This is a genomic window from Nocardia vulneris (assembly GCF_001613425.1).
Taxonomy (GTDB): Bacteria; Actinomycetota; Actinomycetes; order Mycobacteriales; family Mycobacteriaceae; genus Nocardia; species Nocardia vulneris.
Genome location: NZ_BDCI01000023.1, coordinates 166,802 through 192,273 on the forward strand (window position 1 = coordinate 166,802; position 25,472 = coordinate 192,273).

The window sequence follows — 25,472 nt, forward strand, 5'->3', positions numbered from 1 at the left end:
TCCTCGCTGATTTCCCCTGGAAGAACTGATGACGACTGGCACGATGGCACGGTGATCACCGCGACGACCCCGAAAGGCGAACGGCGTCGCCAGGCTTTGGTAGCTGCTGCCGCCGAGTTGTTGCTCGAAGGCGGATTCGAGGCAGTGCGGCACCGTTCGGTCGCGACCCGCGCCGACCTTCCGTTGGCGTCGACCACCTACTACTTCGAATCGCTGGAAGACCTGATCGCGCGCGCGGTCGAATTCAGCGGCAACGTGGAACTCGACGCCATGCGCCGCCGGGTCGGCGAGGTGAGTCACCGCCGCCGCGGCGCCGAGGCGACCGTTGATCTGGTGCTCGATCTGCTGGTCGGCACCGACGGGCACGACGAGGGCGCGCGCGGGCAGTTGATCGCCCGCTATGAGCGCTCGGTCGCTTCCGCGCGGCACCCCGAGCTGCGAGAGGTGCAGTTACGGCTGCGCGCCCAGCTCGACGAGCTGCTCGCCGACGTGCTGCGCCGCTCCGATCGACTCGTCCGCCCCGAACAACTCCGCAGACTGGTCGCCGTGGTGGACGGCGCGGTGGTCGCGGCACTCACCGAACTCGACCCCGAACCCCGCCGGATGGCGCGCGGCGCCCTGCTCGAGGTGATCGACATCGTCGCTCCGGCGACGCCCCAGCAAGTGGACCGTTTCCGCACATTAGACTGACGAGACGTGACCCTCGTTCCGAACGTCCTTGCCACCCGATACGCCAGCCCCGAACTGGTGCGGCTGTGGTCGCCCGAACACAAGATCGTGCTCGAACGGCGACTCTGGCTCGAGGTGCTGCGGGCGCAGTCCGAACTCGGAATCGACCTTCCCGCAGGCGTACTCGACGATTACGAGCGCGTGCTCGAGCAGGTCGATCTGGCGTCCATCGCCGAACGGGAACGGGTCACCCGCCACGACGTGAAGGCGCGCATCGAGGAGTTCAACGCGCTCGCCGGGCACGAACACGTGCACAAGGGCATGACCAGCCGCGATCTCACCGAGAACGTGGAGCAGCTGCAGATCCGGCTCTCGCTCGAGCACGTGTACGCGCACGGTGTCGCGGTCGCCGCCCGGCTGGCCGAGCAGGCCGCCGAATATCAGACCCTGGTGATGGCGGGGCGCTCGCACAATGTCGCCGCACAGGCTACGACGCTGGGCAAACGGTTCGCCTCAGCCGCCGACGAGCTGCTCATCGCGCTCACCCGGGTCCGCGAGCTGATCGAGCGGTATCCGCTGCGCGGGATCAAAGGCCCGATGGGCACCGCCCAGGACATGCTCGACCTGCTCGGCGGCGACCCGGCGAAGCTGTCCCGGCTGGAGCAGCAGGTCGCGCGGCATCTCGGGTTCGCGAATGTGCTGACCAGCGTCGGCCAGGTGTATCCGCGCTCGCTCGACCACGATGTGCTGTCCGCGCTGGTCCAGGTCGGTGCAGGTCCGTCCTCGTTCGCGCACACCATCCGGCTGATGGCCGGGCACGAACTGGTCACCGAAGGCTTCCAACCCGGCCAGGTGGGCAGCTCGGCGATGCCGCACAAGATGAACACCCGCTCGTGCGAACGGGTCAACGGACTGCAGGTGGTGTTGCGCGGGTACGCCTCGATGGCCGCCGAGCTGGCCGGCGCGCAATGGAACGAAGGCGACGTGTTCTGTTCGGTGGTGCGCCGCGTCGCGCTGCCCGACGCGTTCTTCGCGATCGACGGCATGATGGAAACCTTCCTCACCGTGCTCGCCGAATTCGGCGCCTACCCGGCCGTGATCGCCCGTGAACTCGACCGCTACCTGCCGTTCCTGGCCACCACCCGGATCCTGATGGCCGCGGTCCGCACCGGCGTGGGCCGCGAAACCGCGCACGAGGTCATCAAGGAGCACGCCGTCGCCGTCGCCCTCGCCATGCGCGAACAAGGCCGCGAACCCGATCTGCTCGACCGCCTCGCCGCCGACGAGCGCCTCCCGCTCGACCGCGCCGCCCTCGACACCGCCCTCGCCGACAAGTCCGCCTTCATCGGCGCCGCCGAGGCCCAGGTCTCCGATGTCATCGCCGCCGTCCAGAAACTCGTCGACGCCAACCCCGAAGCGGCGCGCTACACCCCCTCGCCAATCCTGTAGCGAGAGCAACGATTTCGCCGGAAATCGAGTTCGCGGGTGTCATAGCTGAACGGTATCGTCCCACGGTGCCCTTTCACGCGTTCGTTGACGAATCGATTCGAAGAGATCGCTATCTGCTGTGCGCGGTGTTGATCCCGGTGGCCGAACTCGCGGCTGCACGGGCGCTGGCCCGCAGCTTCTGTCTGCCCGGGCATCGCCGCTGGCATTTTTGGCACGAGTCGGCCCAGCGGCAACGAAAGATTCTCGGATCGTTGCGCCGCATCCGTGGAATGCAGATTTGGGTGATCGAAGGGCGCGGGCGGGAGGTGCCGACACGTCATGAGTGCCTTACCGCGCTGGTGATCGATCTGCTGGACCTCGGTGCCGGCCGCCTCGTGATCGAATCGCGTGAGAGTCAAGATGCCCGTGATCGTCGTACCGTTGCGAGCGCTCTGGGCAAGCGGTCGGGGGAACTTCCGTACGTCCATTTGCCGCCGCATAGCGAGCCTGCGCTGTGGTGGCCAGACGCGGTGGCGTGGTCGTTCGGTGCCGGGGGTAGCTGGAAGTCCGCGGTAGCTCCGTTCATCGACATCAATAAGGATGTCGGAGCCTGCTAGAGACGCGAAACCCGACTGCTGGACGTCCATCCAGGAGTCGGGTCCACTTCTTCCAGCTAGTGCCAGAAGCTATGACTGATGCTACAGCAGCCTGTCGGGAGGGGGCCAGTCGTTTGAATCGCCTGTTGTCAGCGGCCGCAGCACGTGTTCGAAGTGGATTGCCGCAGATAGCGCGAAACCCGACTGCTCACCGTCCGGTGAAGAGTCGGGTCCACTTCTTCCAGCTAGTGCCAGAAGCTGTCTTGATACTACTTCATCTGATGCGTAGAGGCTATTGCAATTGTCGAGCTTCGTGCTGGGGTGGGGTTAGGGTGCTGCGGTGAATCCGTACACGATTTTTGGCGACATTGTGGCTGGGCGGGCGCCGGCGAGCCGGGTGTTCGAGGACGACGATGTGTTGGCGTTCATGGATATTCGGCCGATGACGCCGGGGCATGTGCTGGTGGTGCCGAAGGTGGCGGCGCGGAGTCTGGCGGAGCTGGATCCGGTGGTGGGCGGCAAGCTGTTTCAGGTGGGGCAGCGGGTGGCGGCGGCGTTGCGGGTCAGCGAGGTCGGCTGTGACGGGGTGAATTTCTTTCTGGCCGACGGGGTTACGGCGGGGCAGGAGGTGTTCCATGTGCATCTGCACGTCATTCCGCGGACCCTCGGCGACGGATTCGGCTTGCGTGGCCGCCCGACCAGCCCGCCGCGCGCCGATCTGGATTATCTGGCCGGGTCGATTCGTGGGGCACTCGAGCGCTGAGCTTCCGGGTGTGGCGCCTACATACCGGACAGTTTGCTGAATAGAAGCCTGGAATCAAGATCTCTTCCGTCCCGTCTTACGGTGAGTTACCTTGAAGGTCATTGTCTTGCGGTGATGGAGGTGGGGACGTGCGGCGAACATCGGTTGCTGCGGCAGTGCTGGCCTTGGCCTTGGGGCTGGCCGCACCTGCGTTGGTGGGCTCCGGCACGGCGGCGGCCGCCCAGATCGAGCGCATCGACCGCCTGACCCCCACTCGTTCGGCGCTGTTCATCGATTCACCGGCGATGGGCCGGACCATCCAGGTACAGGTGTTGCATCCGGCCGGTGGCGGCGCCCGGCCGACCTATTACCTGCTGGACGGCCTCGATCCCGGCCTGACCCAGAGCACCTGGACCAACGCGACCGACGCGGAGCGCTTCTTCGCGGGTTCGCGGGTCAATGTGGTGCTGCCCGTCGGCGGCCAGGCCAGCTACTACACCGACTGGCAGCAGGATGATCCGCGCTTCGGCCATTACCGCTGGGAGACGTTCCTGACCGAGGAACTGCCGCCGCTGATCGATGCGGCGTTCAACGGCAACGGCGTCAACGCGATCGGCGGGCTCTCCATGGGCGGCAACGCGGCCTTCGTTCTCGCCGCTCGTAAGCCCTGGCTGTATCGCGCGGTCGCGGGCTACAGCGCCTGCCCCGACACGGGTTTGGCGATGGGCGCGACGATGTTCTCGATCGCCAACCGGGGTGGGAATCCGGTGAACATGTGGGGTCCGCCGGGCAGTCCGGCCTGGGCCGAACACGATCCCGCGCTGCTGGCAGAGAATCTGCGCGGCAAAACGATCTACCTTTCGTCCGGCACCGGCATCCCGGGTCCGCACGAGCTGGAGATCAAACCGCAACTGGCCGAGAACATTTTCCTCGGCGGCCCGGTCGAGGTCGGCGTCAACACCTGTGTGGTCGCCTTCGAGCAACGTTTGCGCGCCCTGGGGATCCCGGCCCGAGTCGACTACCGCCCCACCGGAACTCACTCCTGGTCGTACTGGCAGGACACCTTGCACGCGTCGTGGCCGACCATCGCGCCCGCCATCGGCGCCTGACCGGTTCTGTTGCGGCCCAGCGGATCACGGACCGGGGCGGCCCGCGGTGAGCACCAGGATCGCGATCTGCACCCGGTTCTCCGCGCCGAGCTTGGTGAGCAGCCTGCTGATGTGCGACTTCACCGTGGCGACGCTGAGGTGTAGTTCTTTGGCGATATCGGAGTTGGCCAGTCCGCGGCCGATGGCTTCGGCGATCTCGCGTTCCCGGTCGGTGAGGGCGGCCAGGGCCCGGCGGGCCTGTTCGCGAGCTGCCTCGTCCGCGCTGGGCGCGGCGGTGGCCACCGAGATCAGCTGCGCGGTCACGCTGGGCGACAGCATGGGTTTGCCCGCCGCGACCTGTTTGATCGCGCTGACGATCTCGGCGGGCGGCGTGTCCTTGAGCAGGAATCCGTGCGCGCCGATCCGCAACGCCTGCAACACCATGTCGTCGGCGTCGAAGGTGGTCAGCACGACCACGCGTGGCGGATCGGGGCGGCTCAGCAGTTCGCGGGTGGCGTCGAGCCCGTCGCGTACCGGCATCCGGATGTCCATCAGCACCAGATCGGGCCGTTGCTCGCGCACCACGGCGAGCGCCTGTTCACCGTCGGCGGCCTCGCCCACCAGCGCCAGTTCCGGATCGCCGCCGAGGATCAGCGTCAAGGCGGAGCGGGCCAGCGGTTCGTCGTCGACGATGACCACGCGGATCGGCGCGGTCATCGCTCACCCGTGGTGACGGCGGCGGGCCAGGGCAGCACCGCGCGCAGGCGGTACCCGCCGGCTGGATCCGGCCCGTAATCGAGGGTGCCGCCGACCAATTCGGCGCGTTCGGTGAGACCGAGCAGGCCATAACCGGAGGACGGGATGGACAGCCCGGGCGCTCGCGCGGCGGTGTTGCCGACGACGACGGTCAGGTCGCCGCCGGGGCCGCCGTCGATGCGCACCCGCACCGGCGCGCCGGGTGAATGTTTGCGCGCGTTGGTCAGGCCCTCCTGGGCGATGCGATACGCGGTGCGGGCGCTGGTCGCGGGGAGTTCGGCGGTGGTGGTGTCGGTGATCGTCACGTCCATACCCGTCGAGCGGGCTTCGTCGACCAGCCGCGCCAGGTCGGCCAGGGTGGGTTGCGGTGGTTCCGGGGTGTCGTCGATCGTGGTGTCGGCGCGCAGCACGCCGAGCACCTCACGCAGCTCCTGCAGCGCCAGATGGGCGTTGTCGGCAATGGTTTTCGCGGTGGCCGCGGTCTGCTCCCTGGTCAGGTCGGTGCGGAAGCCGAGCGCCCCGGCGTGCATCGCGACCACCGAAATCCGGTGCGCCAGGACGTCGTGCATCTCCCGCGCGATGCGGTTGCGTTCCAGCAACCGGGCCTCGGCGGCGCGCGCGTGCTGCTCGCGTTCGGCGGTTTCGGCGCGGGAACGTAACGACCACACCAGATCTCGACGTGCGCCCACCGCGAAGCCGATCGCGACGATGGCGGCGACGGTGGCCGTGAGCACGGTCGGCCCGTACCAATCCGGCTGTACGTCAGGACGTTTGGGATAGAAGACGGTGTCGGTGAGCAGGCCGGTGCCGATGCAGACGATCGACATCGCGATCGTCTCGGCATACCGCCTGCGCGTGGCCAGCGAGCACAGGACGAGGGCGGCGGCGCCGTTCGCCGTCACCGACACGGTGGACACCACCGTCACGATCGCCGCGATGGTCACCGGATACCGGCGCCGCAGCAGCGTGAGCAGGATGCAGGCCACGCCGAGCAGCGGATCGACCACGTGGAACCAGGTCAGCTGCATGCCGTCGAGCGGTGCCATCTCCACCATGGCGGTGTTCCAGGCCAGCCCGCCGATCAGCGCCGCCACCGCCAGCCGCCAGGCGTGCGACCACCACCGCAGCGGCGGCGCCGACGACAGGGGAGCGCTGGACATGAGCTGACTCTATGTGGGGGTCATCGGCCTGCACATCGCTCTGCAGGGCGAATCGCGAGCGACCAAAGGATGAACCCGGCCCCGACCGATGACCGATGCGCGATTCAGGGTCCGCGGCGAACCATGAGAAACGGCACCGAGGGTGTCTGACCGGGCACAGCGACGAAAGGAAGATCGGGATGGGCAAGAATGCGTGGATCGGCGTGCAGATCGTCGGCATGGTCGTGCTGGTCGCTTCGGCACAGGCGGTCATCCGGCTGCTGATCGATCACCGGAAATCGCAGCTGTGGGGCCTGTTCGATTGGGTGCCGGGCGGCTGGCTCGGCGAACTGGCCGGGCTCGTCGTGCTGGCGGCCGTCGGCGCGGTCCTCGCAGGCCGAGCGAACGACAAGGTGAAGGTGCTGGAAGGCTGATCTGTTACTTCGGCTGTCTGCGCAACGTGCGCACCAGCGCGAACAGCACCAGCGCCGCGGCCGCCGTCGCGGGCGCGAGGATCACCGGGCCGGCGGGCATGCCGAGGAATTCCACGGGTTCGAGCACCGTGAGCCGACCGCGGACCTCGTCGTCGGTGGGTGCGGCAGCGAAGGTGAAGTCGGTGGTGCGGCTCGACGGGTCCGGGGTCGCGACCGACATTTTCGTCAGGTAGTTCCGTCCGCCGTCCGCCATACCGGTCAGCGTCGGATTGCTGCTGTCGGCGATGCGTCCGGCGAACTCCACATCGACGGTCTGCGTCGTCGCGTCGGGGTCCGACCGTGCCATGCGGTGGTCGCTCAGCACATACAACCGCACCCGCTGTGGTGCGGTGCCGGAGATCCGCATCGGGTAGACGGGTCGGTCGGTCGCGAAACTCAACCGGATCGGATCGATCCGCCCGGTCAGCGAAGGCGTCCCGGTCGTCGCACCGGGGCGGGTGAGCCGGATCGCGACGAACGACCAACCGTCCCTGCCGTATTCGTCGAGCGCGGTATGCGCTTCCGGCCGCAGTGTGTAACCGGTGGCGGCCAACCACGTTCGCATATCGGCGAGCTGTGCGCCGGTGAAGTGAAACGTCTCGAACGGACCTGTCGGGTCTTCCGTTGTCGCCTGATCGGGCCCGTCGGATGCGCCGGTGGGCGCGCCGGTGCCGAACCAGCGGCGCTCGGTCACGATCTCGGGCAGGGTCAGCCGATTCAGGTCGACGAAGGTGGTTTCGGCGACCGGCTCCAAGCTGGCCCGGCTCGGCGTCGGGACGACGAGCACCGCATTGTCGGTGTCGGCCAACAGATTCAGGTCGAGCACCAGGGTCTCGCGCTTGCCGTCCCAGCTGAGCAACGCGGTTTCCCCGGCGATCGAAGCCTGCCGTCCCGGGGGCACCGCGAGTGCGCCGCCGGTGGCCGCGGCGGGGCTCGCCGCGCCGAGCCCCGCCACCGCGGACAGTATCGTCGCGGCAACGGCCACCCGACTGGCAACGGCGATACGCATAATCGCAACCCTACGACACGGCGCAGACACGCCGATTCGTCAGGGCGACACGCCGATTCAAATTCGCGGCTCGCCGATAGAGCTGAGCGTCCGGCTCGGACTCACGCGCTGCGCGCCACGCTCGCCGCATACGCCGGATAGTCGCTGTAACCCTCGGCCGTGCGGCCGTACAACCCGTCCTCGCGCAGGGCGGTCAGTGGCAGATCGTGGGTAATGCGGTGCACCAGATCGGGATTGGCGATGAACGCGCGACCGAACGACACCAGATCGGCGAGGCCCCGGGCGAGAACAGCTTCGGCACCCGCGGCGGACGTGGGTTCCCGGTTCTCGCCGATATTGGCGATGAGCGTGCCGTGCCAGCGGGGGCGCAGGTCGGCGAGCGCCGGGTAGTCGTCGTTGTCGGTCAGGTGCAGGTAGGCCAGGTCGCGACGATCGAGTTCGGTGACCAGCGTCCGGTAGAGCGGGCCCGGATCGGCTTCGTACATGTTGAACTGCGGATTGCCGGGGGAGAGCCGGATCGCGGTGCGCTGCGCGCCGATCGCGTCCGCCACCGCGTCGACGATGGCCAGCGGCAGGCGCATGCGGTTGGCGGGCGAGCCGCCGAACTTGTCGGTGCGCAGGTTGGTGTTGTCGGCCAGGAACTGGTGGATGAGATAGCTGTTGGCGCCGTGGATCTCGACGCCGTCGAAGCCGGCGTCGATCGCGTTGCGTGCCGCGTGGGCATGCTGTGCCACGGCGGCGGCGATGCCGTCGTGGTCGTACGCGGCAGGCGTGATGGGGTCGGCCTTGCCGCCCGCGATCAGGTGCACCCGGTCCTCGTCCAGCACGGCGGACGGACCGGCGGGCCAGGAGCCATCGATGCGCGCGAGCGGATGTCCTTTGCGGCCACCGTGCATGAGCTGGGCGAAGATGCGGCCGCCGCGCGCGTGCACGGCCTCGGTGACCTGCCGCCAGGCCGCCACGTGCCGGTCCGTCTGCAGCCCCGGCGACCAGGCCTCGCTCTGCCCGGTCGAATGCGGCCAGAGGCCCTCGGTGATGATCAGCCCCGCCGTCGCCCGCTGGGCGTAGTAGTCGATGACGTCCGCGGTCGGCGCGCCGTCGGGCTGGGTGCGCAGCCGGGTCATCGGCGACATGACGATGCGGTTGGGGGTGGTGAGTTTCGGATCGCGGTATTCGGTCAGCAGCCTCATTCCTGTACCGTAAAACCTGACATCAATGTCAGGTCAAGGAGCGATCGTGCGCATCGGAGAACTGGCCGAGCAGACCGGCGTCAGCGTCCGGTCGCTGCGGTACTACGAGACCAAGGGGCTGCTCGCCGCGACGCGGACCTCCGGTGGGCAGCGCGAATACCCGGCCGCCGCCGTCGAGCGCGTGCGTCGCATCCAGGAGATGTTCGCGGCCGGTCTGCACAGCGACACCATCGGCGAATTGCTGCCGTGCATCAACGATGTGGACGGCACGCCCAACGCGACGGCCACGCCGTTGCTGCTGGAACGGCTCACCGAGGAGCGTCGCCGGATCGAACAGGCGCTGCGTGATCTGCAGAGCACCCAGCAGGTTCTCGACGGCGTCATCCACGCCGCGTCGGACCACGCCACGATGCCTCGGGGAAACGCGGGATCAGCGGAGGTCTGACCGGAAGGCCGGAGTGTCCCCGCTGATCAGCGGGCAGGCCGGGTCCTGCCGGGACGGACGATGCGCGCGCCGCTACGGTGGAGCGCATGGCTCTCGACAGTGGTACCGGAACGATCTCAGACCTGGGCGGGGTGGCCGCGCCGATCGCCAAGACGGTGCCCACCGAACGCGTGCACCACGGTGACGTGTTCGTCGACGAATACGAATGGCTACGGGACAAGGAGAACCCGGAGGTCATCTCCTACCTCGAAGCCGAGAACGCCTACACCGAGGCGCAGACCGCGCACCTGGCCGGGTTGCGCGACAGCATCTTCGACGAGATCAAGTCGCGGACCCAGGAGACGGACCTGTCGGTGCCGACCCGGATGGGCGACTACTGGTACTACTCGCGCAGCTTCGAAGGCAAGCAGTACGGCGTGCACTGCCGCTGTCCGATCGCCGCCGATGCCGCGGGTATCGACGCGTGGACCCCGCCGCAGCTCGAGGCCGGCACCGAGGTGCCGGGCGAGCAGATCCTGCTCGACAGCAACGTCCTGGCCGAGGGCCACGACTTCTTCGCGCTCGGCGCGTACTCGATCAGTCACGACGGCAACCTGCTCGCCTACTCCGTGGACACCAACGGGGACGAGCGGTACGTGCTGCGCTTCAAGGACCTGCGCACCGGTGACCTGCTGCCCGACGAGGTCGCCGAGACCGCACCGGGCGCGACCTGGTCGCTGGACGGCACACACGTCTTCTATCAGACGGTCGACGAATCGTGGCGGCCCGACACCGTGTGGCGGCACCGGCTCGGCACCGCGCCGGACGCCGACGTCAAGGTGTTCCACGAGCCGGACGAACGGTACTGGGTGAGTGTGGTTTCCACGCGCTCGGAGAAGTTCCTCATGATCTGGGTCGGTTCCAAGATCACCACCGAGGGCTGGGTGCTCGAATCCGACAACCCCGAGGGCGAATTCCGGGTGATCCTGCCGCGTCGCGAGGGGGTCGAATATTCGGCCGAGCACGCGGTGGTGGCCGGGGAGGACCGATTCCTGATCCTGCACAACGACGTGGTGGACGGCGTGAAGGCGGAGAACTTCGTACTCGCCGACGCGCCGGTGGCCGATCCGTCGAACCTGACCCTGCTGATCGGGCACCGCGACGACGTGCGACTCGAGGATGTCGACGCGTTCGCCGATCACCTGGTGCTGAGCTACCGGCGCGAGGCGCTCACCCGCGTGACGGTCTGGCCGCTCACCGAGAGCGGCTACGGCGAGCGCAAGGAACTCGACTTCGACCTCGAGCTGTTCTCCGTCGGCGCGGGCGCGAATCCCGAATGGGCACAACCGACGTTGCGCATCGGGCTGAGTTCGTTCATCACCCCGGTGCAGGTGTTCGACTACGTGCCGGCCACCGGCGACCTGCTGCTGCGCAAGGAACAGCCGGTGCTCGGCGGGTACGACGCGAACGACTATGAGCAGCATCGTGATTGGGCGGTAGCGGAGGACGGAACCCGGATCCCGATCTCCTTGGTCTGGAAGAAGGGAGTCCCGCTGGACGCCCCGAAACCGTTGCTGCTCTACGGATACGGCTCTTATGAGGCGAGCATGGATCCGTCGTTCTCGGTCTCGCGCCTGTCGCTGCTGGACCGCGGCATGGTGTTCGCCGTCGCGCACGTGCGCGGCGGCGGCGAGATGGGCCGGCTCTGGTACGAGAACGGCAAGACGCTCACCAAGAAGAACACCTTCACCGATTTCGTCTCGTGCGCCCGGCATTTGATCGATACCGGCGTCACCGCCGCGGATCGGCTGATCGCCGACGGTGGCAGCGCGGGTGGCCTGCTGATGGGCGCGGTGGCGAACCTGGCCCCCGAGCTGTTCACGGGCATCCTGGCGAACGTCCCGTTCGTGGACCCGCTCACCTCGATCCTGGACCCGTCGCTGCCGCTGACCGTCATCGAATGGGACGAGTGGGGTAACCCGTTGGCGGACAAGGACGTCTACGACTACATGAAGTCGTACGCGCCCTACGAGAACATCGAGGCCAAGGACTACCCGGCCATCCTCGCCATCACCAGCATCAACGACACTCGGGTGCTCTACGTCGAACCGGCCAAGTGGGTCGCCAAGCTCAGGGCGACCAAGACCGGCGACGCGCAGCTGCTGCTCAAAACCGAGATGAGCGCGGGCCACGGCGGGGTCAGCGGCCGGTACGAGAAGTGGAAGGAAGTCGCCTTCGAGTACGCCTGGGTGCTGGACCGGGTGGGTCTCGCCGGCGCGTGATCGCGCGCGGTGCGGCCGCCGGATCGGCCGCACCGCGGGTAGCGACCTTGCCCGGTGCTGTTCGTCGCGCGGTCACCCGACCTGCACGTCGAATACATCTGCCGCTGGCATCGTAGGTTCATGAACGCTGAGCTGATCGTCTCGATCTCCGGCATCAGGGACACCACCCGGGACGCGGCGATCGAGTTCGCCGCGTCGATGGACCAGCGCGGTGTGCCGCTCTCGCTGCTCGTGGCGCCCCGGCTGAAGGGCAAGTACCGCCTGACCGAGGACCCCGCGACGCAGGCCTGGTTGCGCGGCAGGCGGGCCCGGGGCGATGCCATCGTGCTGCACGGCTACGACCAGGCGGCGACCAAGCGCCGCCGGGCCGAATTCGCCACGCTGCCACGGCACGAGGCGAAGTTGCGGCTCACCGCGGCGGACCGGGTGATGGAGCAGGTGGAACTGCGCACCCGCCTGTTCGCGGCGCCGCGCTGGGACGCCTCGGCCGGCGCCCTCGAGGTGCTGCCGGAACTCGGCTTCCGCGTCGCGCTGGGCCTGACTTCCATCCTGGATCTGGAAAGCAATGTGGCGCAGAAGGTCCGGGTGTACGGCATCGGCGAGGGTTTCCGCGCCGAACCGTGGTGGTGTCGCGCGCTGGTGCTGGGCGCCGCCCGCACAGCGCGGCGCGGCGGGCTACTGCGCCTTGCGGTTTCGGCCGCCCAACTGGCGCGCTCCGGCCCCCGCCAGGCCATGCTCGACGCCGTCGATCTCGCGCTGTTCCACGGTGCCGCAAGCGCCGTCTATCGGTGGGAGTCGCCCGCGATCGCACGCGCGGCGTAACGCACCGGCGTCGCCGCCCGTCATGGCGTAAAGCGGGCGGCGACGCGCGAACGGCGCAGGCCGGGTGAAAGCCTCAGTCCGGGTGCGTGTTCCGTTTCGGGTCCGGCACCTGTGCCGTCGCACTGTGGGTGAACCCGCCCGCTTCCTGGCGGGTGAGTGAGGTCGAGAACGGATGCCGGGCAAGCTGTTTCACGCAGCGGTCGAAGTCGGCGAGCAGCAGGTCGGCCATGTCGACGGTGAAGCCGTGCCGGATCACCGCCCGCATGATGATCTCGTTCTCCCGGTGCGCGGGCAACGGGTAGGCGGCGATCAACCAGCCGCGGCTGCGCAGGCGATCCGACAGGTCGTAGAGGTTGAAGCCCGGGTCGCCGGTCAGCCGCCACGACACCGCGGTGATCCCGTGCCGCGGGTCGCCGTCGTGGATCGGCTCGAAGATGCCGAACTCGCGCAGCCCCGCGGCCAGTTTCCGGGCCGCGCGGTAGCCGGCGGACTGCACCCGGGTGTAGCCGGTGCGGCCGAGCCGGATGAATTCGTAGTACTGGGTGATCGCCTGTCCGCCCGGCCGGGAGAAATTGAGATTGCAGGTGCCCACGGTGCCGCCGAGGTAGTCCACATCGAAGATCAGCTCGGCGGGCAGGTCGGCGGCCTCGCGCCAGATCGCCCACCCCGCGCCCAGCGGCGCCAACCCGGTCTTGTGCCCGGAGGCGTTGATCGATTTCACCCGCGGCAGCCGGAAATCCCAGACCAGATCGGGCGCGGTGAACGGGGCCAGGAACCCGCCGCTCGCGGCGTCCACGTGGATCGGGATGTCCAGGCCGCTCACCTCCTGCACCCGGTCCAGCGCGCGGCTGATCCCGGCGACGTCCTCGTACAGGCCGGTGAAGGTCTGCCCGAAGGTCGGCACCACCATGATGGTGCGCTCGTCACAATGCGCGGCGACCTCGTCCGGGTGCAACGTCAGCCGGTCACCGCTGAGCGGAACCTGCCGGATCTCGACGTCGAAGTATCGTGCGAATTTCTCCCAGCAGACCTGCACCGGGCCGCAGACGAAATTGGGCGTACCGGTGCCGCCGCGCTGCCGCCAGCGGAACTTGGCGGCCAGGCCGCCGAGCATCGCCGCCTCGCTGGAACCGGTGGTCGAGGTGCCGTGCGTGCCTGCCGGATCAGGGCAGTGCCACAGATCGGCGATCATCCGGACGCAGCGCCGCTCCAGCTCGGCGGTCTGCGGATACTCGTCCTTGTCGACGATGTTCTTGTCCAGCGACTCGGCCATCAGCCTGCGGGCCGTGTCGTCGGTCCAGGTGGTGCAGAAGGTCGAGAGATTCATCCGCGAGACGCCGTCGAGCAGCAACTCGTCGTGCACGATCTCGTAGGCGACCTGGGAACGCAGCTCATGCTCCGGGAAACCCGACCGCGGCGCGATCCGGTTGATCCCGGGTAACGCGAACAGGTCGTCGGAGTCGGGGGTCTCGGACATCGGCTGCCTCCGGAGGATCGGCTCGCGTGCTGGTACCGAACTGCGCTCGGGTACCAGAATCACACACGCGGCGGGCGGCGGCGCGGGGGCGCGGCGACACGAATCGGCCGGTGCGCGATATTTCACTCGGTGGACTGGTCAGTTCGTGCCAGAGTGGACGGGTGACCGACGATTCTCGTACCGCCGAACTGCGCGCGGCCGTGGCCGCGCTGATGCCACAGGCGAAAACCGATCTGACACAACTGGTTTCGTTCAAATCGGTGGCCGACCCACGGCAGTTCCCGCCGGAGGAGTGCGACCGGGCCGCGCAGTGGGTGGCGGACGCGTTCGCCGCGGCGGGGTTGACCAGGGTCGGCCTGCACGAGACGCCGGACGGCAGCAAGGCGGTCATCGCCGCCCGCCCGGCACCGGAGGGCGCGCCGACCGTGCTGCTGTACTGCCACTACGACGTGCAGCCGCCGCTGGACGGCGCCGCCTGGCATTCGCCGGTCTGGGAACTCACCGAGCGTGACGGCCGCTGGTACGGCCGCGGCAGCGCGGACTGCAAGGGCAACATCGTCATGCACCTGACCGCGCTGCGCGCGGTGGGACCGGACCTGCCGCTGGGCATCACGGTGGTCGCCGAGGGGTCCGAGGAGCAGGGCACCGGCGGGCTCGAGCGGTTCGTCGAGACCAACCCGGAACTGCTGCGCGCCGACGCGATCGTGATCGGCGACTGCGGCAACTTCGCCACGGGGGTGCCGACGCTGACGGAGACGTTGCGCGGCAACGTGAATGTCGTGGTGACCGTCGAAACCTTGACCAGCCCATTGCATTCCGGCATGTTCGGCGGTGCCGCCCCGGACGCGCTCGCGGCCTTGATCCACCTGCTCGCCTCGCTGCGCGACGAACACGGCAACACCACCGTCGCGGGACTGCAGCACGACCAGCGCTGGACCGGCGTGCAGTACCCGGAAGACCAATTCCGTAGCGACGCAGGCCTGTTGCCCGGTGTCGAGTGCACCGGCGACGGCACGATCTCCGACATGCTGTGGGCCCGGCCCGCGTTGACCGTGCTCGGCATCGACGCGCCGCCGGTGGTCGGGTCGGCCGCCGCCGTGCAGCCGTCCGCGCGCGCCCGGCTCAACCTGCGCATCCCGCCGGGCACCGATCCGGAGCAGGCGCACAAGGCGCTCGTTGCGCACCTCGAGGCGAACACACCGTGGAACGCGAAGCTCACCATCGAACTCGAAGGTGTCGGCGCCGCGTTCAGATCGAGCAGCGGCGGCCCGGCGCGCGAGGCGATGGCGGCGGCACTGACCGCCGCCTACGGCCGTCCCACGACCACCCAGGGACAGGGCGGCTCGATCCCGCTGTGCAATGTCTTCGCCGACACCTACCCGGCCGCCGAGATCATGCTGCTCGGCGTCGAGGAACCGAAGGCGCTGATCCACGCGCCGAACGAGAGCGTGGATCCCAGCGAGATCGAGCACATGGCCCTGGCCGAGGCGCTTTTCCTGCTCGACTATGCCGAGCAGGCCCGGCGGCCGCGCTAGAACTCGCGCTGGTCTTCGGGCTCCACCACGGTGAATTCTGTTTCGGCAGGCCCCATTTCGGCCAGCCTGCCGAAGTAGATGCCCTGCGCGGCGGGCTCGATGATGCCGTAGTGGATGGGCAGCGCGGTGCGCGGGCGCACCGCGCGCAGGTAGTCCACGGCCTCGCTGAGCCGCATCCACGGCGCGGCCGCGGGCAGCGCGAGCACGCCGACCTGGACCGGCGGCACCCACAGCGAATCACCCGGGTGCACCAGTTGCGCCGGATCGTCCGGGGTGCCCAGCTGGAAGACGGTGTTGTCGACCACGGGCAGCTCCGGATGGATCACCGCGTGCCTGCCGCCACCGCCGGTGATCTGCAGGTCGCCGAGCGCGAGCACGTTGCCCGCGTGCACCGCCTGCCACGGCTCGCCGCGCTGCTGTGCGGTCTGCGGATCGGCGAGCAGCCGCGCCCCCGGATTGGCCTCGATCAGCGCCTCGATCCGGTTCGGGTCGATGTGGTCGGGATGCTGGTGGGTGATCGCGATCGCGTCCAAGCCGGTGAGACCCTCGAAGCCGTGCGAGAAGGTGCCGGGATCGAAGAGCACCTTCTTACCGTGCAGCTCGACGAGTAGGCAGGAGTGGCCGAAGTGAGCTATGCGCATGGCGCCATGTTAGGCGCGGTGCGGGCCACGGCCCCCGCCCGCGAATTTTGGCCGACCCCGGAGGTGCCGCGGGCAACCAGCACAACTACGCTGCTGAGGTAACCCCCCACCCCACTTGAGGAGCAACGCGTGGCACGAGTCGTGGTCGAGGTGATGCCGAAGGCCGAGATCCTGGACCCCCAGGGACAGGCCATCGTCGGTGCACTCCCGCGCCTGGGATTCGAGGGCATCTCGGATGTCCGGCAGGGCAAGCGATTCGAGCTCGACGTCGACGACAGCGTCGGCGACGCGGAGCTCGCGCAGATCGCCGAATCGCTGCTGGCCAACACCGTGATCGAGGAGTGGAAGGTGGTTCGCCTGCCATGACGGCGCGGATCGGAGTCATCACCTTTCCTGGGACGCTCGACGATGTCGACGCGGCCCGTGCGGTGCGGTTGTCCGGCGCCGAGGCGGTCAGCCTGTGGCACGCGGACGCGGATCTGAAGCAGGTCGACGCGGTCGTCGTGCCGGGCGGTTTCTCCTACGGTGACTACCTGCGCGCCGGCGCGATCGCCCGGTTCGCCCCGGTGATGGGCGAGGTCGTGCGCGCGGCACAGTCCGGCCTGCCGGTGCTGGGCATCTGCAACGGTTTTCAGGTGCTGTGCGAGGCCGGCCTGCTGCCCGGTGCGCTGACCCGCAACGAAGGTCTGCACTTCATCTGCCGCGACGAATGGCTGCGGGTGGAATCGGCGGCCACGGCGTGGACCTCGCGCTACGAGGCCGGCGCGCAGATCCTCATCCCGCTCAAGTCCGGTGAGGGCCGCTACCAGGCGTCCACCGCCGTGCTGGACGAGCTGGAGGGCGAAGGCCGGGTGGTCTTCCGCTACGCCGGTGACAATCCGAACGGTTCGCAGCGTGGCATCGCGGGCATCGCCTCGGCCGACGGCCGCATCGTCGGCCTGATGCCGCACCCCGAGCACGCGACCGAGCCGCTCACCGGCCCGAGCGACGACGGGCTCGGCCTGTTCCTCTCGGTGCTGGACACCCTCGTCTCGGCCTGATCCGCCGAACCGCTCAGGTGATGCGGTCGACGATGTCGAATTCGACACCGTCGGCGCGGGCGATGAAACCGTGCTGGATCGCCTGATTGCCTTGAAAGGCGCGCTGGCCGCCGGGGGTCTCCAGGATCACCCCGTGGTCCAGCGCGCCGAGGACTTCGGGCACGCGCAACGAGCCGACCGCGTGCGCGAGCCCGGCCAGGGTGTGGATGGCCTCATAGGTCATATTGCTGAAACTGGTGAGCGCAGGAGCGAATTCACCGTGCCGCTTGCGATAACGGGCCACCCGTTCGCGCCCGTCGGGTGAATGCTCATCGATGAAAAAGCTGGATGCCACGTAGAAGTTGTGGTTGGCCCCGGGGCCGCCCGCCAGCAAGACGTTCTCGTCCGCCGCAGGGCTGATCCGCAATTGGGAAGCCGCGCGACCGGTAGCCGCGAACTGCCGATTGAACCGGGACACGTCCGCACCGACCATCAGGATCATCACGCCTTGGGCCCGGTCCAGCGCCGGATGGGAGAGGAAGTCGCCGAAATCGGGCGAACCGAGCGGCACGAACCGCTCGAGCACGATGGCGTCGGGGTCGGCCAGGCTGTTGCGGATCGCTTTGGCCGATTCCCGCGGCCAGATGTAGTCGTTGCCGATGATCGCCCAGCGCTGGATGCCGTGTTCGCGGGCCAGCCAGTGCACGGCGGGCAGCGTCTGCCCCGCCGGATGCTCGCCCAGCATCAGCACACCGGGCAGCTCGTCCGGCAGGCCTTCGTGCCCGGTGGCGAACAGATAGGGCACCCGGCTCGCGGTCGCCCGCGCCACCGCCAGCCGCACCGCGGAGGTGTGCCAGCCGGTGATCGCGTCCACCATTCCGGTCGCGAGCAGGGCGGAAACCTCGCTCGCCACCTCGTGCGGCGGCCGGCCGCCGTCGATATTCGTAGTACGAATTTCGCGACCGAGAATTCCTGTGCCCCGGTTGATTTCGTCGACCGCCAGCGAAGTCGCCGCGTCGCACGAGGGGGCCACGATACCGCCGGGACCCTGCATCGGAACGATGTTCAGGATCTCGATAGTGCCCTCGGGGCTCTCGCCGAACGCTGACATTCGGTACTCTTCTTCTCGTTCGAGCGAAATTCATGGCAGGCAGGAAATAACAATGACGACCATTGTAAGCGGATATTCCACGCTGCATGGTGCGCTGCGTGCCGCAGAACGCGGTTGGCTGCGTCACTTGGACGCAGCACTGTGTGCCAGGCAGCTCACGGCCGATCAGTGGTCGATGCTGTCGAATCTCTCCAGCGAGACCGGCATCACGATGAGCGAGCTTGCGGCCAGGTCACAGCTGGCGCCGTCCTCGGCGACCAGGCACGCGGACTACCTGGCCGAGCGCGGTCTCATCTTCCGGCTCGCCGCACAGGACGACCGCAGGCGGATCCTGATCGGGCTCAGCAGGCTCGGTGCGGAACTCGTCGCGTCGGTGCGCGCCGAAGAGGCGCGTGCGGAACAGGAACTGCGCGCCCGGATCGGTGCCCGCCGTTATACGGACCTCATGCGACTGCTGGAACTCGTTTCCGTGAATCCGGGGTAAGCGCGCATTCATCCGATGTATGCCCGGAACGTCCGATCTGTGATCGGCGGCGTCTTCGCTTGCCCGCCAAACGATTCCACTCGGAACTAACCGGCGAGGTCGGCCATTCGGGCCGAAGCGCGGATTGTTTCGCGGGCATGTGAGTGGCCGTTCATTGCGGCCGCGCAATAGCCGGGCACGGCCGCGGCTCCGCGGTGCCGCGGTGGGGTCTGTCGGCCCGCTGGAGCCATCGGCCCGGCCCGGACGACTAACTCGTCCATCTTTCCTTTTTTTGTCGGCACAGCGGACGGCCGGGCTCGGCCGTCCGCTTGTGCTGCCATCGGCCGGATTGGGTTGTGCGGGTTGAGCATTGATTTGGTCGGACGACCGACCAGTTAATTATTGAGTAGCCATATTCTATTTAAATGAAGTCCGGAGCGAGGCGACTTCGTTTAATTTCCCGACACGCCGGGTCGGATCGTCACGTGCCACGTGACAGTTGGCATGATCACCAGCGCTAAGTCATCCATGGATCGACCTACAAACAGGAGGAACAATGCTGCTGCCCGTGGTTGGAAGTATGGCCGGTGCCGCTATTGCTGCGCTTACCGTCATCCTCGGCATCATCATCGCGGTCATCTAGCACTCCGTTCAGACCGAGTTCGTGAAACTGCCTCCGGTGTGAGGCGACCTCGGCTAAGTTCCTGAAATGTCGAGGTAGTTCGACATCTCTGATATCGGCAGCGGCACTCCGTCGCTGCGCGATCACTAGCTCTACCGACAACAGGAGGAACAATGCTTCTGCCCGTGGTTGGAAGTATGGCCGGTGCTGCCATTGCGGCTCTTACCGTGATCCTCGGCATCATCATCGCGGTCATCTAGCTTCCCCAGCTGGCTGAGCTCTCCCCGCCTCTCGTCCGAGGCGATCCTCGGTCGATTTCCTCTCCGGCCGAGATGGTTTGACATTCTGAAATCGGGAGTGGCATGATCGCCGCTGCTCGATTAAATGGTTCAACCGACAAACAGGAGGAACAATGCTTCTGCCCGGTGTTGGTAGTTTTCTGGGTGCAGCCGTCGCGGCCCTGGGTGTGATTCTGGGGATCATCGTCGCGGTCGTCTAGTCAGCGCCTTCGGCACTGCTAGCTGAGATCGCCACCGCCTCCCATCTGAGGCGCCCTCGATCCGAATTCTGTGTGATCGAGGATGTTCGACAATCAATGGATCGACCGACAAACAGGAGAAACAATGCTTCTGCCCGGTGTTGGTAGTTTCTTGGGTGCTGCCGTTGCGGCCCTCGGCGTGATTCTCGGCATCATCGTCGCCGTCATCTAGTTGACGCCGCCCGGCTACATCGTGCCGGGCTTCATGAGGAATCGGACTACTTCCAGCTGGAGTCTCCGAGCCTGTTGAAATCTGCATCGCCTCGACTGCGAGGCGTCCTCGACGAGCATTCGACACGTCGAGGTAGTTCGACAGACTGAATGCCACTGAGCTGGCATCATCACTACTTTTCCGACAGTGGTTAGACCGACAAACAGGAGGAACAATGCTTCTGCCCGGTGTTGGTAGTTTTCTGGGTGCGGCCGTGGCGGCCCTGGGCGTGATTCTCGGAATCATCGTCGCCGTCGTCTAGTTGTCACCTCTGACTGGCTACTGATCCAGTCAGCACAGAACGAAATCGTGCCGGACGACTGCAGCGTCCGGCACGCTTCTTTTTATCCGGTTGAGTTCGGCTCCGGGGGATTGTTGTAGCCGAACAGTGAAATAGATTGTGTTCATTTCAGGCCCGGTGCGGCTGGCTCCCGATGATGTAGCTCGGAGTCTCCGGCCGTGTGTGGGGTCGTGCGTCGGGGCTCGAATATCACCAGTGCGGGCATATCGTGCGCGGCCGGCACCCGGGTAGATGGGCCTGCTGCGGTGCTTGCCCGCCGACCACCGTCGAGCGCTGCGCCGCGGTTCGCCTCAGTGCACGTAACCTGTTGGCCCCCATACGCATCGGAGGACCGGGGCGGCCCGTACGCAGGCCACACCCGGTCCTCCGGAGCGTCGAACTATCGGTGGTGGGGAATTACTCTTGCACGCCCATGCCGTGCGCGAGGGTCGGCCAGGACAGCTTCAGCTCGTCCTGCCAGTAGCCCCACGAATGCGTCCCGGTGTCGTGAATGGTGAAGGTGGCGGGAATGCCCAGCGAATCCAGTTTCGTCTTCAGGTTCTGGGTGCAGTGGGCCGTGGCCGCCTCGATCAGGCCACCGATGATGATCTGATTGGCCAGGCCGTTCGGGCCGGGCTGCGTGTGCGGTCCGTCCAGGGTGTCGTATCGACCCGGCATGCCATTACCCGAGGAGATATACAGTTCGGTGCCGCGCAGGCCCTCCGCGTTGACGTAAGGGTCGTTGGCGACCCATTCCCGTGAACCGGTCGGCCCCCACATGTTCTCGTGGCTGGCGCCGCCGTAACCATCGACGACGAACTTCACGAATCGCGAACCGAGCGGGTCGCTGGTCTGTGCGCAACCGCTGTACGCGGCCGCCACGTTGTAGAGACCCGGTTTGGCGATAGGCAAGGCGAGCACGGTGGTCGCGGAGGTCGAGATACCCGCGATGCCGTTCACGCCATTCGTGCCGAGTGCCGCATCGATGATCGGCGGCAACTCTTCGGTCAGATAGGTCTTCCATTTGTTGCGGCCGAGTACCGGATCGTCCTTGATCCAGTCGGTGTAGTAACTGAACATCCCGCCGATCGGCAGGATCAGGTTCACGTTTTTGTCCGCCATGAACGCGCGGGCGTCGCTCTGCGCCTGCCAGGAAGCGATGTCGATACCGCCGCCCGCGCCGCTCAGCAGATACAGGCTCGGGCGCGGTTTGGACGTATCGGCGGGGCGCTGGATTTCGACCGGAAAGGTCTTGTCCATCGCCGCAGAATAAACCTGAAGTCGGATATTGCGGTCGTCGATGGTCTCTGTGTCGGTTATCCGAGATCCATCCGGCGCGGTAACCGAAGTGGTCAGCAGTTTGGCATCGGTGGCCGGGTCGGCCGTTGCCGCCGATACACCCAGTGCGGTCATTGCGCAGGCGAGCAGTCCGGTCGCCGCGAGGGAGGCTACGGAACGTGATCTGCGGGAGTTGTGTGCTTCTGCGTTTACGCTCCAATTCATAGGACAAGCTTTTAGCACGCCGTTCGGATCGCACATGCGGCGACACGAAGCAATGTCCGAATTACGTAGAATCCTGGGCAAACTGGTCAGTTGTCATAGGTGCCGTTCCGGAAGCTGCCAAGGGGCACAACGTTCTTCGCCGCGTCAACGGTCCCCGGTCGTCCACGGTGGAAATCTCCGCGGCAATTCGCCACGTCCGGCCGCGAATGCGCGCAGATATCCGGGTACGGAACGGATGCACTTGGTACTTCATGGAAGTCCTTGGGTACCATCTGCGCCGGGGTATTCAGCCCCGACATCCGATCGAGCTCTCCGAAGGGTGAATTCATGAAGATGCTCAACCCGCGTTACGCCTTCGCTTCTCTCGCCATCACCGGTATCGCCGCCGGCGCCTCGCTGTTCGGCACCGGAATTGCCGCGGCGGATATGATCGACGATCTCGCTCCGCTGCTGAGCTCGGAATGCTCCTTCAAGCAGATCGACGCCGCGATCCATCAGGACGCGCCGGAGATGGCCGCGAAGCTCGACGCCTCGCCGGTGCAGAAAATGGCGCTGGAGGCGGCCTACAACATGCCGACCGACGTGCGTGTGAAGACGTTCCAGGAGTTCACCGCGCAGAAGAAGAGCGGCGTGGAGACCCCGCTCGACGCCATGAGCCCGGACCTGGGCGACAAGATGACGAAGATCAGCACCTCCTGCAAGACGTTCCCGCAGTCGTAGTTTCGCGCTAGCACTACTTGGGCACTCGCGCTGTTCGACGGACAGTGGGTGGGCAGGTCGGCGTTCGCGCCCCGGCGGGGACGCCACCGGCCCTGCTCTCGACCGACCCCGCGGGTCGGCTGTCGATCACCGCGGCGCACGCGTGCCTAGGATCGCAGGCATGCCCGTTTCCACTACTGCTGCCACGGCCACCGGGTTGTGCGCGTTCGTCGACGAATCGCCCTCGCCCTTTCACGTCTGCCGAACGGTGGCAGCGGAACTGGAAGCCGCCGGGTTCACCCGGCTGGCCGAGGCGGACCCGTGGCCGGTGGACGGGTCCGGTAAGCATTTCGTGGTGCGCGGTGGTTCGCTGATCGCCTGGGCCGCCGCCGATGCCGCGGGGGTGACGCCGTTCCGGGTGGTCGGCGCGCACACCGACAGCCCGAATCTGCGCGTCAAACAGCATCCGGACCTGGCGTCGGCGGGCTGGCAGCTGGTCGGCCTGGAGCCCTACGGCGGCGCCTGGCTGAACTCCTGGCTGGACCGCGAACTCGGGATCTCCGGGCGGCTGAGCGTGCGCGACGGAGATGCGGTGCGCGAGAAGCTGGTTCGCATCGATGATCCGATTCTGCGGGTGCCGCAGCTGGCCATTCACCTGTCCGACGATCGCAAGGGCGTCGCACTGGATCCGCAGCGGCACGTGAACGCGGTGTGGGGTGTCGGCCGGGAGCCGCGCTCGTTCCTCGAATTCGTCGCCGAGCACGCCGATCTCGACCCCGCTGCGGTGCTCGGCTGGGAACTGATGACGCACGACCTGGCGCCGAGCCGGATCGTCGGCCGCGACCTCGATCTGGTCAGCGCACCGCGCCTGGACAACCAAGGCACCTGCTACGCCGGTCTGCAGGCCTTCCTCGCCGCGGTCGCCGACCCCGGTGCCGCGATTCCGGTGCTCGTCATGTTCGACCACGAGGAGGTCGGCAGTCAGTCCGATCGCGGCGCCCAGTCCGATCTGCTGCCCCGCGTGCTGGAACGGATCGTGCTCGCCCGCGGCGGCGACCGCACCGAATACCTTGCCTCGCTGGCCGGTTCGGTGGTCGCCTCGGGCGATATGGCGCATGCGACGCATCCGAACTACCCGGAGCGGCACGAGCCCGCGCACCGGATCGCGGTGAACGGCGGGCCGGTGCTCAAGGTCAACCAGAATCTGCGTTACGCCACCGATGCGGCCGGAGCCGGCGCGTTCGCGCTGGCCTGCGCGCAGGCCGGAGTTCCGTTGCAGCGCTACGTGCATCGCGCCGATCTGCCCTGTGGCTCGACGATCGGCCCGATGACGGCCGCGGGCACCGGCATCACGACGGTCGACGTCGGCGCGGCTCAGCTGGCGATGCATTCGGCGCGCGAAGTGATGGGCGCCGCCGATGTGCCCGCCTACGCCGCGGCGTTGGCCGCTTTCCTCACGCCCGCCGCCACCGGGCGGTAGGTGAGCACCGCGACGACGAAGACGGCGAGGGTGGCCAGTACGTAGCTGCTGCCGATGAGCTGCTGCCACCACGCCCAGTCGAGTTCCTTGTCGTCGGAGTGCGGCAGCAGCCACTGCGGTCCGATCAGGAACATGACGGTCAGCGCGCCGACGCAGCCGAGGAACACCGGCGAACGCTTGCCGCGCACGATCACGTCCGCGGTCACCACCGCGGCGGGCGCGATCCACACCCAGTGGTGCGACCAGGAGACCGGCGAAACCAGCAGCACCGCAGCCGCATTCACCAGCAGTGCGGCCACGGTGGCGCCCGCGTCGATCAGCCTGCGCATCCAGACCGCGGCCAGCGCGACCGCGACCAGCGACAGCGCGATCCACAGCACGGTGGCCGCCGAGTCGGGCAGACCGAGCCGGAACGCCATGCCCTTGATCGACTGGTTGCCCGCGAAGTAGGGCGGGCCGATCCGGCCGGTGTCGGCCAGCGTGTGGAACCAGTACTCGGTCGAATCGCTGGGGAACAACAGAAAACCCAGACCCACCGCCGCGATCGCCGAGACGATCAGCGTGCCCGCCGCCTTCCAGTCCTTGCGCAGCAGGAAGTACAGCAGGTACCCGCCGGGGATCAGCTTCACCGACACCGCGATGCCGATCAGCATGCCGCGCGGCCAGAATGGCTTGCGCACCAGGCAATCCAGCGTGACGGCGGCCATCAGCACCAGGTTGATCTGGCCGAAACCGAAGGTCTGGCGCAGCGGTTCGAAGGTTTGCAGCAGCGCGACCGCGCCGATCACCAGGGTCCACATGGTGACCTTGGGCAGCCCCGGCCGGATCCGCGCGAGCACCAGCCACAGCGTGATCGCCAGGCTTGCCAGCGAACTCGTCAGCACGATCACCTCGGCGACCGGCAGCGCGATCAGCGCGAGCGGGGCGAAGAACAGCGCGGCCAGCGGGGGATAGGTGAACGGCAGGCCGATGCCGGCCACCGGCGGCATCGGGCCGTACAGCTCGCCGTCGTCGAGCCAGACCCGGGCACCGTTGCGGTACACCTGTAGATCGATGTAGCCGGACCACCAGTGCACGGCCAGCGACAGCACCGCGGACGCGGCGAACAGGCCGATGGCGAGCAGGAGCCAGCGCAGTTGGTCACCGGACAGCGGAACGCGCACCTGGGCAGTCGACTCGGTGGTGGTGCCATCCTGCCCGTCGTGCTCGGCAACCGGCCCGGCCTTCGCGACAACCGGCTCAGCGGAATCCGCGATCCCCGATCGTTCGTTCACG

Annotated in this window: 25 protein-coding genes; 16 read left to right on the forward strand and 9 right to left on the reverse strand. The window is 67.4% G+C overall.

Annotated features, from left to right (window positions below; all coding sequences use genetic code 11):
- The first annotated feature begins 51 nt into the window (after positions 1 to 51).
- From NVU01S_RS25265 to NVU01S_RS25285, 5 genes are all read left to right on the forward strand, one after another.
- Positions 52 to 690, forward strand: a complete 639-nt coding sequence (locus NVU01S_RS25265) for a TetR/AcrR family transcriptional regulator (protein WP_014981435.1) — start codon at positions 52 to 54, stop codon at positions 688 to 690.
- Between the two features lie 6 nt (positions 691 to 696).
- Positions 697 to 2,118 carry an adenylosuccinate lyase gene (gene purB / locus NVU01S_RS25270; protein ID WP_043680433.1) on the forward strand — a complete coding sequence of 474 codons (1,422 nt, stop codon included), beginning with the start codon at positions 697 to 699 and terminating at the stop codon, positions 2,116 to 2,118.
- A gap of 65 nt (positions 2,119 to 2,183) precedes the next feature.
- The gene (locus NVU01S_RS25275; protein ID WP_063776062.1) at positions 2,184 to 2,714 is read left to right on the forward strand and encodes a hypothetical protein; all 531 of its coding nucleotides are present in this window, start codon (positions 2,184 to 2,186) and stop codon (positions 2,712 to 2,714) included.
- A gap of 319 nt (positions 2,715 to 3,033) precedes the next feature.
- Positions 3,034 to 3,456, forward strand: coding sequence for an HIT family protein (locus NVU01S_RS25280; RefSeq protein WP_041562381.1), 423 nt, complete (start codon positions 3,034 to 3,036; stop codon positions 3,454 to 3,456).
- A 128-nt stretch (positions 3,457 to 3,584) separates the two neighbouring features.
- Entirely contained in the window at positions 3,585 to 4,544 is a 960-nt protein-coding gene (locus tag NVU01S_RS25285; protein ID WP_043680437.1) for an alpha/beta hydrolase, read from the forward strand.
- A gap of 24 nt (positions 4,545 to 4,568) precedes the next feature.
- Here NVU01S_RS25285 and NVU01S_RS25290 read toward each other — a convergent pair whose 3' ends face one another.
- Together NVU01S_RS25290 and NVU01S_RS25295 are read right to left on the reverse strand one after the other, a co-directional pair.
- Positions 4,569 to 5,240 carry a response regulator gene (locus NVU01S_RS25290; RefSeq protein ID WP_043680440.1) on the reverse strand — a complete coding sequence of 224 codons (672 nt, stop codon included), beginning with the start codon at positions 5,238 to 5,240 and terminating at the stop codon, positions 4,569 to 4,571.
- Entirely contained in the window at positions 5,237 to 6,439 is a 1,203-nt protein-coding gene (locus tag NVU01S_RS25295; RefSeq protein WP_052281293.1) for a sensor histidine kinase, read from the reverse strand. Before NVU01S_RS25295 ends, NVU01S_RS25290 begins: the two co-directional genes overlap by 4 nt.
- Before the next feature lie 179 nt (positions 6,440 to 6,618).
- Here NVU01S_RS25295 and NVU01S_RS25300 point away from each other — a divergent pair, with 179 nt between their 5' ends.
- Positions 6,619 to 6,852: a hypothetical protein gene (locus tag NVU01S_RS25300; RefSeq protein ID WP_043680444.1), complete on the forward strand. Its 234-nt coding sequence runs from the start codon at positions 6,619 to 6,621 to the stop codon at positions 6,850 to 6,852.
- A 4-nt stretch (positions 6,853 to 6,856) separates the two neighbouring features.
- Here the strand turns inward: NVU01S_RS25300 and NVU01S_RS25305 are convergent, their stop codons facing one another.
- Together NVU01S_RS25305 and NVU01S_RS25310 are read right to left on the reverse strand one after the other, a co-directional pair.
- Positions 6,857 to 7,900 carry a DUF2330 domain-containing protein gene (locus tag NVU01S_RS25305; protein WP_052281294.1) on the reverse strand — a complete coding sequence of 348 codons (1,044 nt, stop codon included), beginning with the start codon at positions 7,898 to 7,900 and terminating at the stop codon, positions 6,857 to 6,859.
- 101 nt (positions 7,901 to 8,001) lie between these two features.
- The gene (locus NVU01S_RS25310; RefSeq protein ID WP_043680448.1) at positions 8,002 to 9,090 is read right to left on the reverse strand and encodes an alkene reductase; all 1,089 of its coding nucleotides are present in this window, start codon (positions 9,088 to 9,090) and stop codon (positions 8,002 to 8,004) included.
- Positions 9,091 to 9,136: 46 nt separating this feature from the next.
- Between NVU01S_RS25310 and NVU01S_RS25315 the strand changes: the two genes are divergently transcribed.
- From NVU01S_RS25315 to NVU01S_RS25325, 3 genes are all read left to right on the forward strand, one after another.
- Entirely contained in the window at positions 9,137 to 9,535 is a 399-nt protein-coding gene (locus tag NVU01S_RS25315; protein ID WP_014981445.1) for a MerR family transcriptional regulator, read from the forward strand.
- A gap of 86 nt (positions 9,536 to 9,621) precedes the next feature.
- The gene (locus tag NVU01S_RS25320; RefSeq protein WP_052281295.1) at positions 9,622 to 11,796 is read left to right on the forward strand and encodes a S9 family peptidase; all 2,175 of its coding nucleotides are present in this window, start codon (positions 9,622 to 9,624) and stop codon (positions 11,794 to 11,796) included.
- Between the two features lie 120 nt (positions 11,797 to 11,916).
- Entirely contained in the window at positions 11,917 to 12,618 is a 702-nt protein-coding gene (locus NVU01S_RS25325) for a DUF2334 domain-containing protein (protein WP_043680484.1), read from the forward strand.
- A 73-nt stretch (positions 12,619 to 12,691) separates the two neighbouring features.
- Here the strand turns inward: NVU01S_RS25325 and gad are convergent, their stop codons facing one another.
- Positions 12,692 to 14,095, reverse strand: a complete 1,404-nt coding sequence (gene gad, locus NVU01S_RS25330; protein WP_043680451.1) for a glutamate decarboxylase — start codon at positions 14,093 to 14,095, stop codon at positions 12,692 to 12,694.
- A gap of 161 nt (positions 14,096 to 14,256) precedes the next feature.
- Between gad and NVU01S_RS25335 the strand changes: the two genes are divergently transcribed.
- Entirely contained in the window at positions 14,257 to 15,630 is a 1,374-nt protein-coding gene (locus tag NVU01S_RS25335; RefSeq protein ID WP_043680454.1) for a dipeptidase, read from the forward strand.
- Here the strand turns inward: NVU01S_RS25335 and NVU01S_RS25340 are convergent.
- Positions 15,627 to 16,271 carry an MBL fold metallo-hydrolase gene (locus tag NVU01S_RS25340; RefSeq protein WP_043680457.1) on the reverse strand — a complete coding sequence of 215 codons (645 nt, stop codon included), beginning with the start codon at positions 16,269 to 16,271 and terminating at the stop codon, positions 15,627 to 15,629. The two genes, NVU01S_RS25335 and NVU01S_RS25340, sit on opposite strands and share 4 nt — an antisense overlap.
- Positions 16,272 to 16,400: 129 nt before the next feature.
- On the opposite strand from NVU01S_RS25340, the gene purS reads away from it, so the two are divergent.
- Complete coding sequence (gene purS, locus NVU01S_RS25345) at positions 16,401 to 16,637, forward strand: phosphoribosylformylglycinamidine synthase subunit PurS (protein WP_014981451.1); 237 nt, start codon at positions 16,401 to 16,403, stop codon at positions 16,635 to 16,637.
- A complete protein-coding gene (gene purQ, locus NVU01S_RS25350; protein ID WP_029899496.1) occupies positions 16,634 to 17,311 on the forward strand; it encodes a phosphoribosylformylglycinamidine synthase subunit PurQ in 678 nt (225 codons plus the stop codon). Before purS ends, purQ begins: the two co-directional genes overlap by 4 nt.
- 13 nt (positions 17,312 to 17,324) lie before the next feature.
- On the opposite strand, the gene NVU01S_RS25355 is transcribed toward purQ, so the two are convergent.
- Positions 17,325 to 18,401, reverse strand: a complete 1,077-nt coding sequence (locus NVU01S_RS25355) for a substrate-binding domain-containing protein (protein WP_043680459.1) — start codon at positions 18,399 to 18,401, stop codon at positions 17,325 to 17,327.
- 52 nt (positions 18,402 to 18,453) lie between these two features.
- Here NVU01S_RS25355 and NVU01S_RS25360 point away from each other — a divergent pair, with 52 nt between their 5' ends.
- On the forward strand, positions 18,454 to 18,885 hold the full coding sequence (locus tag NVU01S_RS25360) for a MarR family winged helix-turn-helix transcriptional regulator (RefSeq protein WP_042256239.1): 432 nt from the start codon (positions 18,454 to 18,456) through the stop codon (positions 18,883 to 18,885).
- A 1,182-nt stretch (positions 18,886 to 20,067) separates the two neighbouring features.
- Positions 20,068 to 20,196: a hypothetical protein gene (locus NVU01S_RS45270; protein WP_256656707.1), complete on the forward strand. Its 129-nt coding sequence runs from the start codon at positions 20,068 to 20,070 to the stop codon at positions 20,194 to 20,196.
- Positions 20,197 to 20,932: 736 nt separating this feature from the next.
- Here the strand turns inward: NVU01S_RS45270 and NVU01S_RS25365 are convergent.
- Positions 20,933 to 21,928 (reverse strand): alpha/beta hydrolase, encoded by a 996-nt coding sequence (locus tag NVU01S_RS25365; RefSeq protein WP_014981455.1) that lies wholly within the window; start codon positions 21,926 to 21,928, stop codon positions 20,933 to 20,935.
- A gap of 417 nt (positions 21,929 to 22,345) precedes the next feature.
- On the opposite strand from NVU01S_RS25365, the gene NVU01S_RS25370 reads away from it, so the two are divergent.
- Both NVU01S_RS25370 and NVU01S_RS25375 read left to right on the forward strand, forming a co-directional pair.
- Positions 22,346 to 22,738 (forward strand): hemophore-related protein, encoded by a 393-nt coding sequence (locus tag NVU01S_RS25370; protein ID WP_051728014.1) that lies wholly within the window; start codon positions 22,346 to 22,348, stop codon positions 22,736 to 22,738.
- Positions 22,739 to 22,898: 160 nt separating this feature from the next.
- A complete protein-coding gene (locus tag NVU01S_RS25375; RefSeq protein ID WP_043683005.1) occupies positions 22,899 to 24,197 on the forward strand; it encodes a M18 family aminopeptidase in 1,299 nt (432 codons plus the stop codon).
- On the opposite strand, the gene NVU01S_RS25380 is transcribed toward NVU01S_RS25375, so the two are convergent.
- Positions 24,146 to 25,471, reverse strand: coding sequence for a glycosyltransferase 87 family protein (locus NVU01S_RS25380; RefSeq protein ID WP_082032497.1), 1,326 nt, complete (start codon positions 25,469 to 25,471; stop codon positions 24,146 to 24,148). The two genes, NVU01S_RS25375 and NVU01S_RS25380, sit on opposite strands and share 52 nt — an antisense overlap.
- Between the last annotated feature and the right edge of the window lies 1 nt (position 25,472).

Coding starts and splice junctions, on each gene's coding strand:
- gad (WP_043680451.1), bottom strand. CDS start 14,095: ATGTCCGAGACCCCCGACTCCGACGACCTGTTCGCGTTACCCGGGATC.
- NVU01S_RS45270 (WP_256656707.1), top strand. CDS start 20,068: ATGTTCGACAATCAATGGATCGACCGACAAACAGGAGAAACAATGCTT.
- NVU01S_RS25340 (WP_043680457.1), bottom strand. CDS start 16,271: ATGCGCATAGCTCACTTCGGCCACTCCTGCCTACTCGTCGAGCTGCAC.
- NVU01S_RS25355 (WP_043680459.1), bottom strand. CDS start 18,401: ATGTCAGCGTTCGGCGAGAGCCCCGAGGGCACTATCGAGATCCTGAAC.
- NVU01S_RS25360 (WP_042256239.1), top strand. CDS start 18,454: ATGACGACCATTGTAAGCGGATATTCCACGCTGCATGGTGCGCTGCGT.
- NVU01S_RS25290 (WP_043680440.1), bottom strand. CDS start 5,240: ATGACCGCGCCGATCCGCGTGGTCATCGTCGACGACGAACCGCTGGCC.
- NVU01S_RS25370 (WP_051728014.1), top strand. CDS start 22,346: ATGAAGATGCTCAACCCGCGTTACGCCTTCGCTTCTCTCGCCATCACC.
- NVU01S_RS25365 (WP_014981455.1), bottom strand. CDS start 21,928: ATGACCGCACTGGGTGTATCGGCGGCAACGGCCGACCCGGCCACCGAT.
- NVU01S_RS25310 (WP_043680448.1), bottom strand. CDS start 9,090: ATGAGGCTGCTGACCGAATACCGCGATCCGAAACTCACCACCCCCAAC.
- NVU01S_RS25300 (WP_043680444.1), top strand. CDS start 6,619: ATGGGCAAGAATGCGTGGATCGGCGTGCAGATCGTCGGCATGGTCGTG.
- NVU01S_RS25375 (WP_043683005.1), top strand. CDS start 22,899: ATGCCCGTTTCCACTACTGCTGCCACGGCCACCGGGTTGTGCGCGTTC.
- purQ (WP_029899496.1), top strand. CDS start 16,634: ATGACGGCGCGGATCGGAGTCATCACCTTTCCTGGGACGCTCGACGAT.
- NVU01S_RS25305 (WP_052281294.1), bottom strand. CDS start 7,900: ATGCGTATCGCCGTTGCCAGTCGGGTGGCCGTTGCCGCGACGATACTG.
- NVU01S_RS25325 (WP_043680484.1), top strand. CDS start 11,917: ATGAACGCTGAGCTGATCGTCTCGATCTCCGGCATCAGGGACACCACC.
- NVU01S_RS25320 (WP_052281295.1), top strand. CDS start 9,622: ATGGCTCTCGACAGTGGTACCGGAACGATCTCAGACCTGGGCGGGGTG.
- NVU01S_RS25295 (WP_052281293.1), bottom strand. CDS start 6,439: ATGTCCAGCGCTCCCCTGTCGTCGGCGCCGCCGCTGCGGTGGTGGTCG.